At 31.2% G+C, this 17,813-nt stretch carries 11 protein-coding genes and 1 rRNA gene; 4 read left to right on the top strand and 8 right to left on the bottom strand.

Going from position 1 to position 17,813, the window contains the following annotated elements; all coding sequences use genetic code 4:
* Window positions 1-60: 60 nt before the first annotated feature.
* The 8 genes from ACWXVT_RS00695 to trpS all read right to left on the bottom strand — a co-directional run bounded on the left by ACWXVT_RS00695 (window position 61) and on the right by trpS (window position 12,626).
* The gene (locus ACWXVT_RS00695; RefSeq protein WP_455967672.1) at window positions 61-2,958 is read right to left on the bottom strand and encodes an endonuclease; all 2,898 of its coding nucleotides are present in this window, start codon (window positions 2,956-2,958) and stop codon (window positions 61-63) included.
* Window positions 2,959-3,124: 166 nt separating this feature from the next.
* Window positions 3,125-4,126 carry a nicotinate phosphoribosyltransferase gene (locus ACWXVT_RS00690; RefSeq protein WP_438341475.1) on the bottom strand — a complete coding sequence of 334 codons (1,002 nt, stop codon included), beginning with the start codon at window positions 4,124-4,126 and terminating at the stop codon, window positions 3,125-3,127.
* Between the two features lie 82 nt (window positions 4,127-4,208).
* Entirely contained in the window at window positions 4,209-4,991 is a 783-nt protein-coding gene (locus ACWXVT_RS00685; protein WP_438341476.1) for a hypothetical protein, read from the bottom strand.
* Window positions 4,992-5,139: 148 nt separating this feature from the next.
* Entirely contained in the window at window positions 5,140-9,132 is a 3,993-nt protein-coding gene (locus ACWXVT_RS00680; RefSeq protein WP_455967671.1) for a hypothetical protein, read from the bottom strand.
* Between the two features lie 115 nt (window positions 9,133-9,247).
* Window positions 9,248-9,352, bottom strand: a 5S ribosomal RNA gene (gene rrf / locus ACWXVT_RS00675).
* 41 nt (window positions 9,353-9,393) lie between these two features.
* Window positions 9,394-9,882 carry a hypothetical protein gene (locus ACWXVT_RS00670; protein ID WP_455967670.1) on the bottom strand — a complete coding sequence of 163 codons (489 nt, stop codon included), beginning with the start codon at window positions 9,880-9,882 and terminating at the stop codon, window positions 9,394-9,396.
* A 1-nt stretch (window position 9,883) separates the two neighbouring features.
* Window positions 9,884-11,635, bottom strand: coding sequence for a threonine--tRNA ligase (gene thrS / locus ACWXVT_RS00665; RefSeq protein ID WP_455967669.1), 1,752 nt, complete (start codon window positions 11,633-11,635; stop codon window positions 9,884-9,886).
* A gap of 1 nt (window position 11,636) precedes the next feature.
* On the bottom strand, window positions 11,637-12,626 hold the full coding sequence (trpS, locus tag ACWXVT_RS00660) for a tryptophan--tRNA ligase (RefSeq protein WP_438341480.1): 990 nt from the start codon (window positions 12,624-12,626) through the stop codon (window positions 11,637-11,639).
* Window positions 12,627-12,793: 167 nt separating this feature from the next.
* Between trpS and ACWXVT_RS00655 the strand changes: the two genes are divergently transcribed.
* The 4 genes from ACWXVT_RS00655 to ACWXVT_RS00640 are packed head-to-tail and all read left to right on the top strand — an operon-like array spanning window position 12,794 to window position 17,725.
* Window positions 12,794-13,162: a hypothetical protein gene (locus ACWXVT_RS00655; RefSeq protein ID WP_438341481.1), complete on the top strand. Its 369-nt coding sequence runs from the start codon at window positions 12,794-12,796 to the stop codon at window positions 13,160-13,162.
* Window positions 13,152-16,568 (top strand): AAA domain-containing protein, encoded by a 3,417-nt coding sequence (locus tag ACWXVT_RS00650; protein WP_438341482.1) that lies wholly within the window; start codon window positions 13,152-13,154, stop codon window positions 16,566-16,568. Before ACWXVT_RS00655 ends, ACWXVT_RS00650 begins: the two co-directional genes overlap by 11 nt.
* Window positions 16,561-17,358 (top strand): hypothetical protein, encoded by a 798-nt coding sequence (locus ACWXVT_RS00645; RefSeq protein ID WP_438341483.1) that lies wholly within the window; start codon window positions 16,561-16,563, stop codon window positions 17,356-17,358. Before ACWXVT_RS00650 ends, ACWXVT_RS00645 begins: the two co-directional genes overlap by 8 nt.
* Window positions 17,342-17,725, top strand: coding sequence for a hypothetical protein (locus ACWXVT_RS00640; RefSeq protein WP_438341484.1), 384 nt, complete (start codon window positions 17,342-17,344; stop codon window positions 17,723-17,725). The genes ACWXVT_RS00645 and ACWXVT_RS00640 overlap by 17 nt, the downstream gene beginning before the upstream one ends.
* The last annotated feature ends 88 nt before the right edge of the window (window positions 17,726-17,813 follow it).

The following is a 17,813-nucleotide window of genomic DNA, read 5'->3' as shown; positions in this document are numbered from 1 at the left end:
TGAAAATCAACAAAAAAATGAGTAAAAACTACTCATTTTGTGTGCTTTTTCAGTCTTCTATTATTTGACGTCTATTGCTGTTCCTTTATTTTCAAATTTAATACCTTCTGCATTGGTGAAAATTTTTGCCAACTCAGGATAATCGATGAAAGGATTTCTAGTTGTGTTAGTAACATCATAAGTTCTTTGGTTTCTAATGACGTCAAACTTGTCAACAGGATCCATAGCAGCTCATCTAGTCATCATTTCTAGATAATCTTTTTGGAAGAAAGGGAACTGGTCAGTGAATACACTAGCACCGTGACCGTTTGTTTTGTTTAGTGAACTATATGAAACTACTGCATAGAAATAGATTCTTGCAATATCACCTTTAAAAGCATCAATAGGTTCAAAAACCGTTCTTCCTTTACTGTCTTTTCCAAATTTAGTTCCATTTTTTGATATATATTTAACGTCTTTTACTTCACCATAAATGAAATTGCTTCTCATAGCATTTAAGTATGTATCTGAAGGTCATACTTGTTGATAATCTGCTGCTAACTTATTTGACTCACCGAATCACGATTTAGGAATTGTGTGTTCTCTATTTCATCCACCAGCTTCGCCTTTAGACCCAACTCCACTACTTAATACATACTTGTATGCGTCTGCCCCTGTTGGATTTTCTGAATAAATGTCAATTATCGACTTGTCGTCATCAAACATTGTGTCGCTGAAAATTTTTGCTAAATTTGGTCTTGTAATGGCCTTTTTTCAAATAACATTAGGCATTTTATCTCTAATAATATCGCTTTGCAATTTTATTAAGTTGCTTACTAAATTTTGTCCTGCTAATCCATTTAATGATTTATAGTACTCATCTTTATTGTTATAGACTAAGGTACCACCTAGTAATGAAGGTTTATTTTCAACAGAAAGGCCGTTTTCGGTGTTTGTGTTTTCTTCAGTTGGTAATGTGTTATTTGTATCTTCTTCCTTAGATTCTTCTTTAGGATATGCATACTCAGGCAGATTTGTTAAATCAAATGTTGATTTTAACACTTTTTCACCAATTAAAGGTTTTTGTTTTCTTCCATTATATTGAGCTGCTTTGTATTCAAGAGTAGCAATATTACCTTCTAATGTATAGTCAATTGTTGCTTTTGGAGAATTCTTTTTACCAATAGAATCAATTGCGTTAGCAATTTGATATTTTGTATCTTTTGGTTTATTTACAAATTCAAGAACTCCATATTTTTCTTTTGAATTATTTCAGTCAGGTTGTTCATTTTGAGGAATAGCTAAAATTACTTGTGCTACGTAATCATAACGAAGTGTGTAGCCTTCTTTTAGTGCTTTAACAAAATATTCTTTTTTGTCTTTAATGATTCTTAAACCGTCTTCTTCTAGACTTTTTTGATAATCAAAGAAGTTTTCGATTGCCATTAATTGTTTTGGAGTTTCTTTTGTTTCTTCCTTATTTTCTTCTTCATTTACAACTGGTTTTTCAGGTTGTGGTTTTTCTTGTTCATTGCTTGTTTTGGTTTCTAAATTGAAAGTAGTTGTTCATTGTTCAGGACTAACTTGTGCAATTTGGTTTTTAGCATCATAAAGCACGACTTTGTAAGTTAATATCAATTTGTTATCTTTTATTTCATATTTAATGATGCTGTTTGGTTTTCCGTTGCTCTGTAATGGAGAATCGCTATTTACATACTGAATATTAGTAACACTTGGTTTTTTGTTCAGTGTTAAATATGTTTTATTTTCTTTTCTTCAATCAACTCATCCATTAGGAGCGAACACTATTCTTTGTTCTTTAAAATCGTAACGTAGGGCAGCATGTTCATTACTTTGAAGTCCTTGAATTAATTCTTGTTTTGTTTCTTCATTAACGAATTCGAAAACGTTATTTAAGTCTTCTTTTTGATATTCTTCAAATCCTGCATGAATTACTTCATTTTTATCATTGTCTGGTCGGGGAACTGGTTGAGGTTGTTTAGGTTCTTCGGGTTTTGTTTCCGGTTTTACAACATTGTCGCTTTCACTTAAAACGAAACTGTTCGAAATTTCAATGTTAGATAAAATTAATTTATCTTTGTGTTGCAAAGCGATAGTGAATTTGATTGTTAAGACATTTTCATTGATAACTGCACCAATGTTGTCAGTCATTTTTTCAGCAGTTGAATCAGTTCCAACTATTTTAACATCTTTAAAAAGATCTACATATAATGGATTTACAATCAAAACCTTATTGGTTTCTTCTTGTTCATCAGTCAATGTATCATTTTCATTGTCCTTGTAATAAATTGATTGTGTTTTTGAGTTGTAGTGTAATTTTTTTTCTTGATTTACTTTTTGAATCAATAGCTTTTCTTTATTTTCTTCTATTTGGAAAGCCTTAGTGTTTAGCAATATTTCCTCAAGTGATTTTAATGCTATATCAATATCATCTTCTGTTATGTAATCCAGTAGATTAATAGGAGTTGTGTAAATTTCCACCGAAACTGTATTGTTTAAATTGTTTTTTGCTCGATATTTAAAGGTTACAGTTTTTGTATCAACATCAAAGTCGTACAAGATTTTGTTACTGTCGTCCGTCGAGCTGATGATTGTGAAATTTGAATTTGAAGGTAGTAGCTCAGATTTTAGAGAAATAGATAATATTGATTGATTATTATCTACGAAGTCAATTGTGTGTGTTTGTGGATTATATATAGCTTGTTTGTTTCTACTTAAAGCTTCAGTGAATGATTTAATATCCTCTTTTTTTAATTTAAAAGCATTATTTAATTTGCTTCTTCATTCCTCAAAGGCCTGAGTATTATTGGTATCATTGTCGTTAGACTGTCCTAGCTTTGGAGTTGGGTTTGCAATTTCATTATTACATTGAGCCGCAACAAAAGGCATAGCTAATGTTGAAGTTCCCAACAATACACCTAAGATTTTAAAAAGCCTAGTTTTGCTCGTTTTTTTCATTTTCTCTTTCCTTTTTTTTAATAAAAAAATAACGGCAAAAATGCCGTCATTAGTGGGTTTGGATTACTAAAAACACAATGGCACACTTGGCCACGAAGGTTCTGCAATTTACAAACTTTTGTGTGTTTTTTTCTTTCATTTCCATAAAAATTATAATCCAAAGGATTTACTTTCTCAAGCGAAAAGTTTTTAACTTTGGATTGGGATTATATCCCCTTCCTGCCTTTGCTATCAACTCTTCATTCAATTTTGTTGCATCCGCACTGAAATTTACTCATATTTTAAGTAGTGAAGCACCCACTCCGTACCCGTCCACTGGAGCGTTTTGAGACTCAAATTCAGCAATCTTTTGAACATTAAATCCACTTGAAACATATATTTTTACGTGCTGTCCATTGTTTTTGTCCAAGGCTTCACGAAGTCTTTTAATTTGATTAACAGTTACTCCATATTCTTGCTCGTTATCTTGAAACATTTTATCTTTCATATTTTTTGACGTGTCGACACGTACTGCAAATAATTTTTTACCAAATACTTTTAAGACCTTTAGACTATCAGTTATAACATCATTGTGAAAATCCACAAGAGCAACTAAATTATCATTTGGATAAAGTTCAGTATAGTACTGACAAGCTTTTACTAAATCACCCTTAGACATTTGAATTAAAGCATGTGGCATTGATCCAAACACTTTTGATTTTTTTGATACCGCGCTTGCTTTTGTTGCATGGTTATATATTCCACCTATTTCTATAGCTTTAGCATCTGAACGAATATTACGGTAGTGATCAGCTCTGTCGGCCATAGAAATTACTATTTTTTCTCCTGCTGCTTTTTTAACTCGATAAGCATTAGTTGCAATTGAGCTTTGTCTAGCTAAAATTCCATCGATAATTCCTTCATAAAGTCCGAATTCATGATAAGGTCCAATCAGTTCTAGGACAACTTCCTTACTTTGTAGATGGCTTCCTTCGGGCAAATATTTGATTGCATAATTATTAATATTTGTATGTTTTTTAAGCAAATTTAGAACTTCTGTCATTCCACACAGGATTACATCGTCTTCCCTTTGAAAAAATTGCAAAGTTACAATTTGGTTATTATAAAAAGTCTTTGAAATGTTTGCTGTCTTTGAAAAATAAATGGCTGTTTTGTCTTCGAGTTTCATTTTTTTATCTTCCTAAGTAATTTATGAAAAGACCCCCTTCAAATTTGGGATCTTTTATTTTTAATAATGAGTTTGATTTGTATTAAGCAGTTGTTGTAGATTCTGTAGTTGCTGGTGCTGTTTCTGAAGGTGTTGTAGTGGCTGCTTCTGATGAAGGCTGTGATTCAGTGGTTTGTGGTTTGTAAGCACTTAAATCGATTGTTACTGAATATTCAGTTTGACCAATTTCTGGAGCAGCGTTCGGAATGAATTTAGCACCTTTAAATTTTAGTGTTAACTTGCTGTCTGTAAATTCATATGTTATTTGAGATGAGATAGCTGTTTGGTTTCTTTTATTAGTGTAGGTTGGATCTGTAGGGTTAGCAAGTTGAACATTTTGATTTAGATTTACTGATGAGTCTTCGGGTAAAACTAATACAGCATTAGCGCTCGCTTCGGTTTTTCAAACAGGCGTATCACCATCTGATCAAATAATTGATCTTGAGTTTCTTTCATATCAAAGTTTTTTGTTTGCATTTAGTTTTTCATATAGTGTTTTTCCGGCAGCTTCGTCTTTAACTTTATATCCTTTTTCTGATACATATTTACCATATTCCTCTGCAGTTGTAATATTTTCTACTGTCGGAGTTTCAACCGGAGTAGCGGGAGTATTTGAACCTTCTACTGGAGTTGCTGGTGTGGTTGCATCAGTGGATGGTGTTGCTGGAGTAGGTGTTTCAGGAGTTGGATTGGCTGGTGTTTCAGATTTTTTAGGATCTTCAGTTGTGTTCTTGCATTGAGCTGCAATAGCAGGAACTGATAATAGCGATACTGATGCTATGGCAACAGTTGAAATCAAACTTCAAAATTTTTTAGTTTTTTTCATTTAGACTTTTTTTCTCCTTGTGTTTGAATGAAGAACAACAATTCTCCATAATTAAATTATATTATATTTGCCATTTTAGTCAAAAAAGTGTGTTATTATGAGTGCTTTTTCAGTAAAAAAAACGCCCTAAATTGGGCGTTAAATACAACTAAATGGTAAATGTTAGCGAGTAACTGTTTTGTGAAGCTTCTGGATTAGACTCAGAACTCAATGCTTTAAATGATACTGTTAATTGACTGTTTGCAGCATCATAAGTTGATGAAAGATAATAGTTAGGAACTTTCTTTTTCTTTCCATTTATAGGTCTGGAATCATTTGCTAAAACATATCCTGACTGGTTTTGTTTTTCTGGTTTTAGTGACAGTAGAACGTTAGCTTTTTCTGCCTTTTTAGCAGTAGGTTTATCGCCTTCTGTGAAATATAGTGTTTGGGCATCGGGATCGTAGTGGATACTTGTTCCTTTTTCTTTTGCTAGTAATTCTTTCGCTTGGTTAAGTTTTTCAGTATCACTTGTTAGGGTGAAATCTTCACTAGTTAATGATCTAGCTCAAGTTTCGTAAGCTTGTTCATTTAAAGGAGTTTCAGTTTCAGGTGCAGTTGAAGAACCTGAAGAAGAATCATTATCTTCTGTATTAGATGAATCTTGTCCTAAATTAAATGTAAATGTATAAACTTCATCAGAAACATTGTGAGGGCCTTGTTTTCCTTTGTATTCTAATGCTTTAAATTTAATAGTTAGTACGTTGTTGGCCACTTCAGTTTCAAGTTTTCCATTAGCTTCTGTTGTGCCTTGCTCTGAATCTGGAGAAGCAAGTTGGTAACTGTTTGTTGGTTTATTAACTAGCTCAAAGATGGTATTTCTTGTATCAAATTTTTTACCGGTTTTGTTAACGATTGTTCCTGAACGGTAGTAGTAATATAAGTCTAATTTATTGTCTTTGATTGCTTTTTTCAGTGCATCTAACTTACCATCTTTTAATTTAAGAGCATTAATTTTTAGACTGTTTTTAAAATCATCAAATGTGTTTATCTCGATATTTTGATTTTCATTTCCTTCATTTGAAGGTTGTGTGGTGTTTGTATCTGAAGCTGGAGTTTCAGAAGATGAGGTAAGGTTGATTTCGTATGTAGTTTTTTGTTCTGAAACTTTAGGTTCTCTATCACCTGGCAACATAAACATTGTTGTGTAGTGAATTGTTAATTTAGCGGCTCGTTGATCGTATTCATAAGTTATAAACTTGTTTGGAGAATATGTTACTTCACCAGTTTCTTTATTTGTTTTCTTAGTGTACTGTTTTGCACCGCCATTAACAACTAGATATCTATCATTAGCTGGATCTAGTTTAGTTTTTAGTTCAAGAACTGTATTGTCTGTTGCAAGAGTTCCACTATTTGGATTGTCTTTTTTGCCTACAATGAAAATACTTTGAGTGTTTTCGTTGTAGAATAATTTGCCTTCTTTTTGAAGTTCAGAAATCAAAAAATCTTTTTTGTTTTCGATCACTTGGAATCCGTTTGTAGCTCCTACAGCTCAAGTGTCGAATTCATTTGTGTCAATAGGTAGTGAAATTTTAATTCTTAAAGGTTCTTGACTCTCATCTTTATATTCTGTTCCTTCATTTTGAATATATGCATGGAATAGAATGGTTAACTCTTTAGTTTCATCATTGTATTCAGTATTTAATCATTTGTTATCAGTATCTGAATCGTTTTTGATTAAAACATTTTCAGGAAGAGCTGTTAATAAGTTAACAACATTATTTTTATCTAAAGTTGTTTGTTTTGGAGTTTTAGATGAAGATCAAGCAATTGTATTACTTGCTGCATTTAAGAAGAAGTGATATTTACGTTTTATTGCACTAGTTAGCTTTTCTTGATTAGTAATCTCAGTCTTGAAATTATCCTTATTTGAATATCAAGAAACAAAATTTCTTCATGTTTCACTTGCTTTAAATTGTTGTTCTGGATTTGGTGCTGGTTGAGGATTATTTGCATCAGGGTTTTCAGTGTTTGAACCTTGATTATCAGTATCGTTGTGTGTTGGCGGTGTTGGATTTTCAGTGTTATTATCAGTATTCGGTTGTTCTTGTTGCTCTAAGTTAACTTGAATTGTAATTGGTTGTTCAAGCTCTGCTTTGTATAGTTTATTTTCGTGTGAAATGTATGGGTAGAAAGTAATTGATACAGTCTTATTAGATTTATCATAGCTGAATGTAAGACTATCTTTTGTTTCGTCATTTGGATTTCTTAGTACAGTGTTTTCTGGGAATGTAGTTTCAAAAACAAATGATTTATTCTTAGTTCTTGTTGCTTGTGAGGGTGACACACTTGTTGATCATGAAATACTATTTTTACCACTTGTGTCTTTAGAATCGTTAAAGAATAGATTTCCTTTTGTTAGTCTTGTTTCAAGCTTTTTGTCTTTATCTTGAACTTTCACTTTGAAGTTTTCTAGATTTTGATATCAAGTTTTGAAATCATTTCATTCTTGACTTTGTTTAAAGTCTTGTTGTGAAGGTGGTGTAACTGGCTCTTCATGAACTTGTGGCAAGACCACACTTGCTTCAATTGGTTGTTCAAGCTCTGCCTTGTATTTTTTATCTCCGTCTTTAATATAAGGGTAGAATTTTAGAACTAATTTTCTTGTCTCTCGATCATAGGTGTAATCCATCAAATCACTATTTTCGTCATTAGCATTTCTTAAGACTACATTGTCTAATAGTGGAGTTACAAAAGAGAAAGTTTTATTCTTTTCTCTAGTTTGTTCAGTTGGATTAAGTTTTGTAGATCAAGAAATTGTGTTGTTTGAATCATTGAACAACAAGTGTCTTTTTTGTTTCAATCTTGATTCTAATTTATTGTCAGGATCGTTGATTTGAAGATTGAAGTTTTCAGTATTTGAATATCAGTTAACAAAGTTAGTTCATGCTTCACTTTGTTTAAAAATTTGCTCTTCAGTCAATGGGGTTTTTTCATGAACAAGCCCTGGTATTTGAATCGAAGTTTGGTATGTTTTTTGGCTGACTAAAGGTGTTTGCAAGGTTTTGTAAACATATGCTTCTTTATATTTAATAGTTATTGTTTCAGTTTCGGTATCAATTGAGTAATTCAATTTAACATTTGGTAAATTAAAACTACTTACCGGTGCTTCATCATTAACTAAGATTAATTTGTCACTAATAGCTGAGTCTAACGTAAACATCGGAGCATTTGAATTTGAAGCAAAATATTGATCGTTAGGAGATCAAAATACTGTTCGATTAGTTGTGTTGAAATATAAGCTTATACCTTCAGCAAAAACTTTATTTAAAATTGTTGGATTGTTTAGTGCTAGTTTCAATTTCTCATTTGCATCAGTCAGGATTTTTTCAAATTCTTGAGTGTATTTTTGTGTGTCTAGTGCTGCTTTTTTAAGATCTTTTTTGCTTACTTCACGAATTTGTGTTTTCTTTACTAAAACAGATTCAGCACTACGGTTTTCTTCACTTAAAAGTGGTGAAGTTGCTTTGATATCACTTGGCAACTGACTCACAAGATTTTGTGCTTCAATAACGTTAGAAACTGAAGTTTTTGAAAAATTATATTCTCCGTTACCATCTAAAACCGCAACTTTAAATAGAAATGTTATGTTGTTATCATCGGTAATTTTCGCTTTAATTTCATGATTGATTTGTTTAACACCATCAACGTCGATAATTGGTAAAAAGTGATTAGCTAAATCAATTTCATCAGTTAATAAACTAGTTTTTTCGCTGTTTATACTAAGAACAATATTATTGTCATTTAGCTCATTAACTAGCAATTCTTTATTAGCAAAATAAACTGCTTGCTTTTCTTTATTTCAGAAAAATCTTTTTCCTTCGCTGATTGCGTCTGTCAAATTCTTAGTTGAAGATGAGTTGTTTAAAACAAGACTGTTTTGTAGATCTTTGGCAAGTATTTGTGCTTTATTTATTGCTCCTGTATTAGTGCTTAAAGCTGGTAGGAATTTAATACTTACTGGCTGATTATTTATTCCTGTTTCGGGGTCAATTTTCTTAGTTTTATTTACTTCTAAAACTATAAAAGGCGTAGCAATAATTGCAGTACTTGCAACAAGTCCTGCCAAAGCTAAAAGCTTTGTCTTTTTGGTTTTTTTCATTTTGTCTTTCCTTAGTTCTTTCTTCTTAAATGTTTTATCAATTTAATTATAAATTAAATTAAAAAGCAGCCCATTAAAAAGGTTGCCTTAAGTTTAAGTAAAAAAAGATAATAAAAAAAAGCGACGCCCTATTTTCCCTTGGAGGTATCGTCGGCGCTGAAGGGCTTAACTGCTGAGTTCGGAATGGGTTCAGGTGGACACCTTCGCTTTGGTCGCTATGAATATATTGTAGCACAATAAAAAGTATTTTGATAAAAATTTTTAATCTAATAAAGAACGATTTTTTCTTCTTTGTTCTTCATCGTATTGTTTCTTTGCTTTAAGTTGTTTAGTTGCTAATTTTCTATTTAGTAAAACCACTGGTGGAATTGTTAAAAATAAGACAGCAACAACTAGTAAACGGACAAATCATAAGTCATTTAGCCCGCTTGTGACTGTAAATGAGAGCATAACTAATGAAAGGGGAACAAAAAAGTTATACGCTTCAAATCCGAATCAACGAAATACTTTAATAAATAAAAAGGCAAGAAACATCAATAATACTCAGGTTCCTAGAGTAATTAGTGTTAGATGTCATCAAGTAAAGTTTTTTGAATAAGCTTCGTAAACAGTAGGAACATCTTTACCTAAAACAAAATACATAATAATGGCAGGTATAACAATGAATACCATACCAAAAAGAGCAATTCTCGCATGGTAAGAAAGGCCTAAAATTTTGGCTACACGATAAGATTCAATTTTTTTAGACATTTTATTTTAATTCTCTTTTTAATTTGGTCAAGTGATTTAGCAATTCTTCTTGTGAGTAAGTTGTAGTTTCTTGTGAACCATAAGCACGCAGGCTGACAGTTTTTTGTTCTTTTTCGTTTTGTCCTAAAATAGCAACATATTTTGCTTTTGACATTTGTGCTTCACGAATTTTCTTTTGCATTCTTTCGTTTCTTGCATCTAGTTCAACATTAAAATCGTTCAATAATAATAATTCATAAACTTCACGAGCATAATCCATTTGGTCATCACTAATAGGGACAATAACCACTTGTTTTGGACTTAATCAGAAAGGTAAAACTCCTTTAGTTTGTTCTAAAAGAATAGCCACAAATCTTTCGTAAGTACCAATTAATCCTCTGTGAATTAAAACAGGAGTAACTAAATTTTGATTTTCGTCGACATATTGCATTTCAAAACGGTTTGGTAGTAAGAAGTCTAATTGAAGAGTCGACATAGTAATGATTCTTCCAAGAGCTGTTTTAATTTGAATATCAACTTTTGGTCCATAAAATGCAGCTTCTCCTTCAAATTCTTTATATTCAACATTCAACTCTTGCAAAACTTCACGTAAATCATCTTCAGCTTTGTTTCACATTTCGTCGTTATCAAAGAATTTTTTCTTGTTTTTAGGATCTCTTAAACTTAGTGAGATGTGATCAACTTCTATATTGAAATCTTTTAGTGCTTGTAAAATCATTTTGTATAAATGTTTAAACTCGTCTTTGATTTGATCAGGACGAACAAAAATGTGTCCTTCAGTTAAATCCATTCCTCTAACTCTCTCAAGACCAGTTAAAGCCCCACTTTTTTCATAACGATATAAACGTGATTGTTCACTATAACGCATAGGTAGGTCACGATATGAACGTCTTGTCATATTAAAAAGCATAATGTGGTGTGGGCAAGTCATTGGACGTCCAATTAATTGTTCATTATCCATCTTAATAGGTTTGAACATTGTGTCTTTATAGTGAGCTCAGTGTCCTGAAATTTCATACAATTTCTTTTCGCCAAAGTGCGGGGTTAAAACTTCTCTAAAACCATAAAGTTTGTCTAGTTTTAAAACATAATCACGAATTGCATTGTGGATTTTCATTCCATCTTCAAGTCAGATTGGAAAACCTTGACCGCATAGTGGATTTAGTGTGAAAATATTTAATTCTTTTCCTATTTTACGGTGGTCTCTTTCTTTTCTTTCTTTAAGAATTTCAAGGTATTGCATTAGTTCGTTTTTTGTAGGTCAACTTGTTCCATACACACGAGTCAGCATTTTGTTTTTTGAGTCCCCTCTTCAGTAAGCGCCTGCTAGTGAAAGAAGCTTAAAGTGTTTAATCTCCTTTGTTGAATGAACATGGCCTCCAGCACACAAGTCAACAAACAAGGTTTCATTTGTTTTGGTGTTTTTCAGTGCATAAAAAGTGATTTTACGTTTCTTTTTACTGAATTCATTAAACAATTCTTGCTTGTATGGTTGATTTGAAAGATCATATTCATCTTTACTTACTTCAACCATTTCATAGTCTTGTTTTGCTAATTCTTGCATTAACTTTTCAATCTTAGTTAAATCCTCTTCAACTAGTGGTTGTTCGAAATCGAAATCATAATAAAAACCATCTTCAATTGAAGGTCCGATTGCTAGTTTTGTGTTAGGGTATAGTTTCAAAATTGCAGCTGCTAATAAGTGGCTGGTGGTGTGATTTAATTTTGATTTGTAATCATTTTTGTCATTCATTTTAGAACCCCATTTTTGTCATTAATTCATTAAGTGTTTCTTGTGCTACAGGACGAGCTTTTTGTGCTCCTTCTTGCGTTACTTTTTCTACATCACGTAGTGCTTGTTGGAAATTATTTTGGATTTTTGTTAGTAAATTTTTAACTTCTAGAGCAACCGCTTCTTTGAATTCTTTATAGTTTTTGTCCTTAAAGAATTCTTCTGCTTCTTGTAGAGTTATTGATTTTAAACTTGCATAAATATTTAGTAGATTTGTCACTCCAGGTTTTTGTTCTGAAGCATAAACTTTGTTTTCTGAATCTGTCACTGCTTTGAGAACTTTTTTGTAGGCTTGTTCCGGATCTTCAAGTAAGTAAATTGTTCCTTTTGAGCTTTTTTCACTCTTCGACATTTTCTTAGTTGGATCTTGTAAATCCTTAACTCTTGACCCCACTTTAGGAACGAAGGCATCAGGAATCTTAAGATTAGTTTTGTATTTGTTATTAATTCTTTTAGCAAGTGTTCTTGTTAGTTCGATGTGTTGAGTTTGATCTTCACCAACAGGAACGGCATCAACATTATAAAGAAGAATGTCTCCAGCCATTAAAGTTGGATACATCAGCAATCCAGTTGGAATTGTTTCAGTCCCATTACTTAATTTGACTGCTTTTTGAGCTTTATCTTTAAATTGAGTCATTCTGTTTAACTCACCCAGTGACGTTTCAGTACATAGCAGTCACTGAATCATGGCATGCTCTAGAATATCACTTTGGTAAAAAATTACTGATTTATTTGGATCTAAACCACAAGCCAAGTATAAAGCAACAACTTCTTGACGGCTTTTTGCTAATTCTTTGGCGTTGCTATCACCCATTGTTAAGGCATGTAAATCAGCAACAAAATAATAAGTTTGATAATCGTTTTGCAAGTCTATAAAATTTTTTAAAGCTCCAATGTAATTACCTAAAGTAAGCTCTCCTGTCGGCTTTATTCCACTAATTATTTTTTTCATAAAAATCCTTTGTAAATAATATTTTATATTATATTACATTTGAAAGCATTCAAAAGCACACATAGATAGAGACCAAAACTTGATTTAAATTAAATATTAATATTTAAAATGAAGCCCAAGCGTTAAATTGTTATAATTTCTTATATTTAAGCACTTTGGGGTTAAGTATGAATAAAAATAAAATTAAATATTACACATTAATTATTTGCACGCTAGGTTTAATAAAACTCAAATGAAAGAAATATCGTCAACAAGAAGTTAAAGATCGCTTGTCAACTACTGAAAAAATAGATTTTTCAATTAATGATCTTATTTTGTTTTTGGGTGGTGAGAAGAATATTTTAAATGTCGAAACATCAAACAAAAAGATTAAGATTGGTTTTAAAGTTCGCCAAGATATAGATATTGAAAAAATAAAAAAATTAGATGGAATTTCAGGTGTTGTAGCAACATCATCCTCTATAAGTTTAGTTACCGGGAATAACGCTGCTTATATTAAAAAATTAATTATGGAAAGGGTTGAAAATGTCAAATAAACACAATTACGATTTTTTGCTTACAAACCTTTTAGACATCAACAATAACGACTCTTCACTTTATTGTCAGGTTGACAATGAAAGATTTTTTGATATCTTCAAAATGAATGGTGAAAAAACTTTCGAAAAGATTTGTTCAAGAGCTGATTTTGAAATTTTATTTAATGAGTTCGGGCACAAAGATTTAATTCGTAAAGTTCAAAATGCACAAACAATTGAAGAAATTACTGACTCGTTCAAAGAATTTAATATTCCCTTACCTGAAAATGCCAATTCATTACTGAATGGTGATTTTGAATTTGCTAAAAAAGAGTTAGTTGTCAATTTAGAAAATCGTTATCAAAAATCAATTACTAAGTGAAAAAAAATCCTTAAAAAAGCACAAGACATCAATATTGAAACAAACATCTGACCTTTGCATGTTGGATTTTTCTTTGTTGGAGTAAGAACTGAGAAAAAAGACATTTTTGCACCCTTGTTCTTCAAAGAAGTAACAATTGAAATTAAAAACTCACAAGTTTATTTAAAGAGTGCTTCGGAAATTAAAATTAACTCAAAACTTGTTGCTTTCTTGCAACAATTTGGATATTCGTTAGACACAAGTTCGTACGATTTTACTAAGAAAACCATTTATGATGTTTACAACGATTTCAGAAATTCTTGAAATAAAGTTTTCAAAATTCCTGAAAAATTTAAAGATACTATTCCAAAAATTTCTGTTGATGAATTAGATCGTAACATTGTTTTCCATGAAGGATTGATTCTAGGATTTTTCAATGTGTCAAGTGGTTACTTATGAAACCAAATGAAGAAAATTATTGAAAACGATGAGCTTGACGAAATCTTGGCAACTAAATTTAACAAAAACGAATATCGTGAAAAAATCGATGATGTTATTTTTAATAAAAACTTCAAGTTTTACAAAATTCAGAAAACAAACTTTTCACAAGACTGTGCAACCGTTAGTGCTCTATACCAAGATACAATAATTTGAGGTCCTCCAGGTACAGGGAAAAGTCAAACCATCACAAACATCATTGCTAATATTCTAGCTCGTGACAGAAGCGCTTTAGTTGTCAGTCAAAAAAGAGCAGCCCTTGAAGTGTTGAGAACAAGACTTAAAGAATTGTCTATTTTTTGTATTTTCTTGCTAAATGACAAAAATATGAAACTTGATCAATTTTATGATCCTTTAAACGACTTTTTAAACAAAATTGAGAACTTTAACTCAAATGCAAGTGAGCCATACATTGAAATTCTTACTCAGGAAGAAAAAAGATATGTTGACTATGCAAAAGAAATTCGTTCAATTCCAGATTATGAAAAAGTAGTTAATGTATATTCAGGGATGGCTAATGCCGAGATTAACGAACAAACCTTAGAGGATCTTAAAAAATTAGACCCTTATCTAAATTACAGCTTCAAATCTGACACCACTGATTACAATGAAATTGTTAAAAAACTATATGAAGTAAACAATAATAAGAAGCAAAATAAACTGCTTTCACTGATTAATATGTATCCAAAAAACATTAAGGATGCTGCTATGGTTTTAGCTTCAAATCCTAACTTACTTAAAATTAATATTAATCGTGTAGTAAAAAACATTCAAAGTGTTGATATTGATGCGTTGAAAAAGATTGATTTCTTCTACAAAATTCAGTTGCGTAACAAAACTCTTGAAGTTAACACATCGAAAGTTTTAGCAAAAATGTTAATTGAAAAAATCGTTGCTAAAATGTCTAACTTTACAAAAGAAGAAGAAAAAGAATATCGTGATTTTGCTTTAAGTGTAAGAAGTGCTAACTTAAAACCTTACAAGTTTTTCCACAAGCACAAAAACATGATCAAAAAGTTATTCCCGGTTATTGTTGCAACTCCTGATACTGATTTGTCAATGTGAACCAAAAACGAAATCGACTATGCTATTTTGGATGAGTCTAGTCAAATTTTTCTTGAAAAAGGATTGCCAATTCTTTATCTTGCAAAACGTAAGGTGTTTGCAGGAGATGACAAACAAATGCAACCCACCAAATGATTTAGTGCTTCATACACAGTTGAAGATGATGAAGATTTAGGAAGTATTGAAAGTTTATTAGATTACGCTATTGCTAGAGGAGTTTTCAAAATTCTTTTAGACAAAAACTATCGTTCAAAAAGAGCTTCTTTGATGACCTTTAGTTCGAAAATTTTCTATGATTCAAAATTGGATGTTGTTGATGATTACAAAATTGATAATGATGAACAAACAATTGAAGTTATTCAAACTGATGGATTTTGAGACAACTCACTGAACCAAAAAGAAGCAAATATCGCTATTCAAAAAGTAAGGGAAAATCTAGATAAATACAAAAAAATTATTCTGCTTGTTTTCAACGTTAAGCAACAAGAGTACATCTTTAACAAAATTTTCTCTGATTTTCCAGAGCTAGAAAGAGCTTTACAAGATGAGCGTTTGAGTTTAAAAAACATTGAAAATATCCAGGGTGATGAAGCAGACTTAGTAATTATTAGTGTTGTTTATGATGCTAACACAAACCTTTCATCAACTTATGTTGCTCGTCCTGGCGGAAAAAACGCCTTGAACGTTGCAATATCAAGAGCTAAAGAAAAAATGATTGTTATTAAATCTATTTATGCTGATGACATTAAGTTAAATGAATACTCATCTAAAGACTTGATTACCTTGCGTGAATGATTGAGATTTTTAGACTTAAGTGAAGCAAAAAAGAAAAATTACATTGAAATGGATAAAAAAGAAGATTGAACTCAAACTTCGGTTATTGATGTTAATTTGGATTTATTAAATGAAGTATATAAAACACTGAATCCACTAGTTCGTGAGTGACCTACATTGCAACTATATTTAGATTATTCAATTGGAACAAAAAAAATAGATTTAGCTATTGTTGATAATGACACAAATAGAATAATTCAAGGTTTTGTTATCGACAATTACTCATACGGTGGGAATGAAAAGGCTTATTTGAAATTCTATGATCAACTAAAATTCTTAGAATCAAAAAATTATCCAATTGTTTTAATTCATGAGATTGAATGAAAAGTAAACAAAGACATTTTTATCACAAAAGCCAGAGAAGCAATCAATAACTACTTTAAAACTCTAAAAGAAAAAGAAAAGAAAATAGACACAACAAAGACTGAAAATAGTGATCTAATCGAACAACAAAATGCATATTTTGACACGGATAAGACTGAAGATATTTTAGTTGAAGATCAAAATGAGATTGAAATTCAAAACGAAGAGTTCGCTAAGATTCAGAGTCAAGAAACAGAAACACACAATATATTTAATGAACAAAGTGAAGAGTCTAATTCAAACAGTAGCGGACAGGAGTTTTCTTTAAATCCGTTTGATGATGAAGAAGGTGGGTTAAATGTTTAAAAGAAACAATGAGCCTGAATTAGGTTTTGAAAAGAAAGAAAGTTTTTTCAAAAGATATCGCAAATTTATTCTTTGAGGAACTTTGGGAATTTGCATTATTGCAGTTGGTACATCAGCAATAGTTTTAAGAGCAAACGGCAATGAATGGAGACTTTATTCATACAAAAATAAAATTTATGATGAAAAAGAAATCAAAACTTTTTATGTAGATATCACACCTAAAGAAAATGTAGGTCAGATTTCAGCAAAAGATTTTGTTGCACAATTCAGTAAAACAAAAAAATTCGACAATAAAACGTTAAATGAATATTTTGATGTAAAACTTGCCGACCCAAAAATGGACTATGACATATTTAATTTAAGAATTAATGATTCAACAAATTCAGTGATTTTCACGGTCGGGGCAAATAATAAATTTTTTGATATTGAGCTAAAAGGCTTTGAACAAAGTGAACCAACTTTTATTAGTGATGAAAAGGCAAATTCATTCAAATTTAGTGCTGTATTTGATTTAAAAAATGAAACCTTGCAAGATGTCGTCGAGAGAATTAATGGAATTCAAAACATGGAAGAAAAAGCTAATGCTTTTGTTAGCTCATTTAAAACATCGTTCTCGCGAAGTGTGTCTTTCTACATTAATGGCGACATAAAGATTGAAGCAAATAACAAAATTGTTGTACCTTTAGTTTTTTGAACCATCGAATATTCAAGAAACATTGGGGCTTATATTCAAATAAATTCAAATACCATCTCCAAAGAATTAAGTTGAACGAATGAGCAAAAAAGCTAAAAAATTTAATTGAAAATTCTTCTGAGTTTTATTTGCTGTAGGAGCATTGATAGTTGTTGTTCCAATAATAACCACTGTTTCAATTATTTCTATTTCTTCTAAAAATAAAAAAGAAAAACAAACTAAAATAGAAAAACTGCTCTTACAAGCTCAGGAGATCCAGGAAAAATATCTTGCAAAACTTAACACAACAAACAATTTCCCTGTAGAGTTTTTGTCAAAATTACAATTAAGTATTGAAAGAGCTGAGAAAGGACTAAAAGACTCCAATTTGAGTGAGCAAGAATTCAAAAGCCTTGTTTTAGATTTGGAAAACTCAATTCGCAATGCTAGTGCTGTTTTAAACTTGCAAAATTTTAATAAATAGATTTACTTATCAAACAAAAAACACCCTGGTTTTCGGGTGTTACATAAATTGCACCTCTACACTCCAGAAACACTGGGGTGTTTTTAAT

It is taken from the genome of Mycoplasma sp. 1573 (assembly GCF_053851775.1).
Note: the sequence above shows the minus strand (reverse complement) of the source record. Positions and strands in the feature narration are given on the sequence as shown.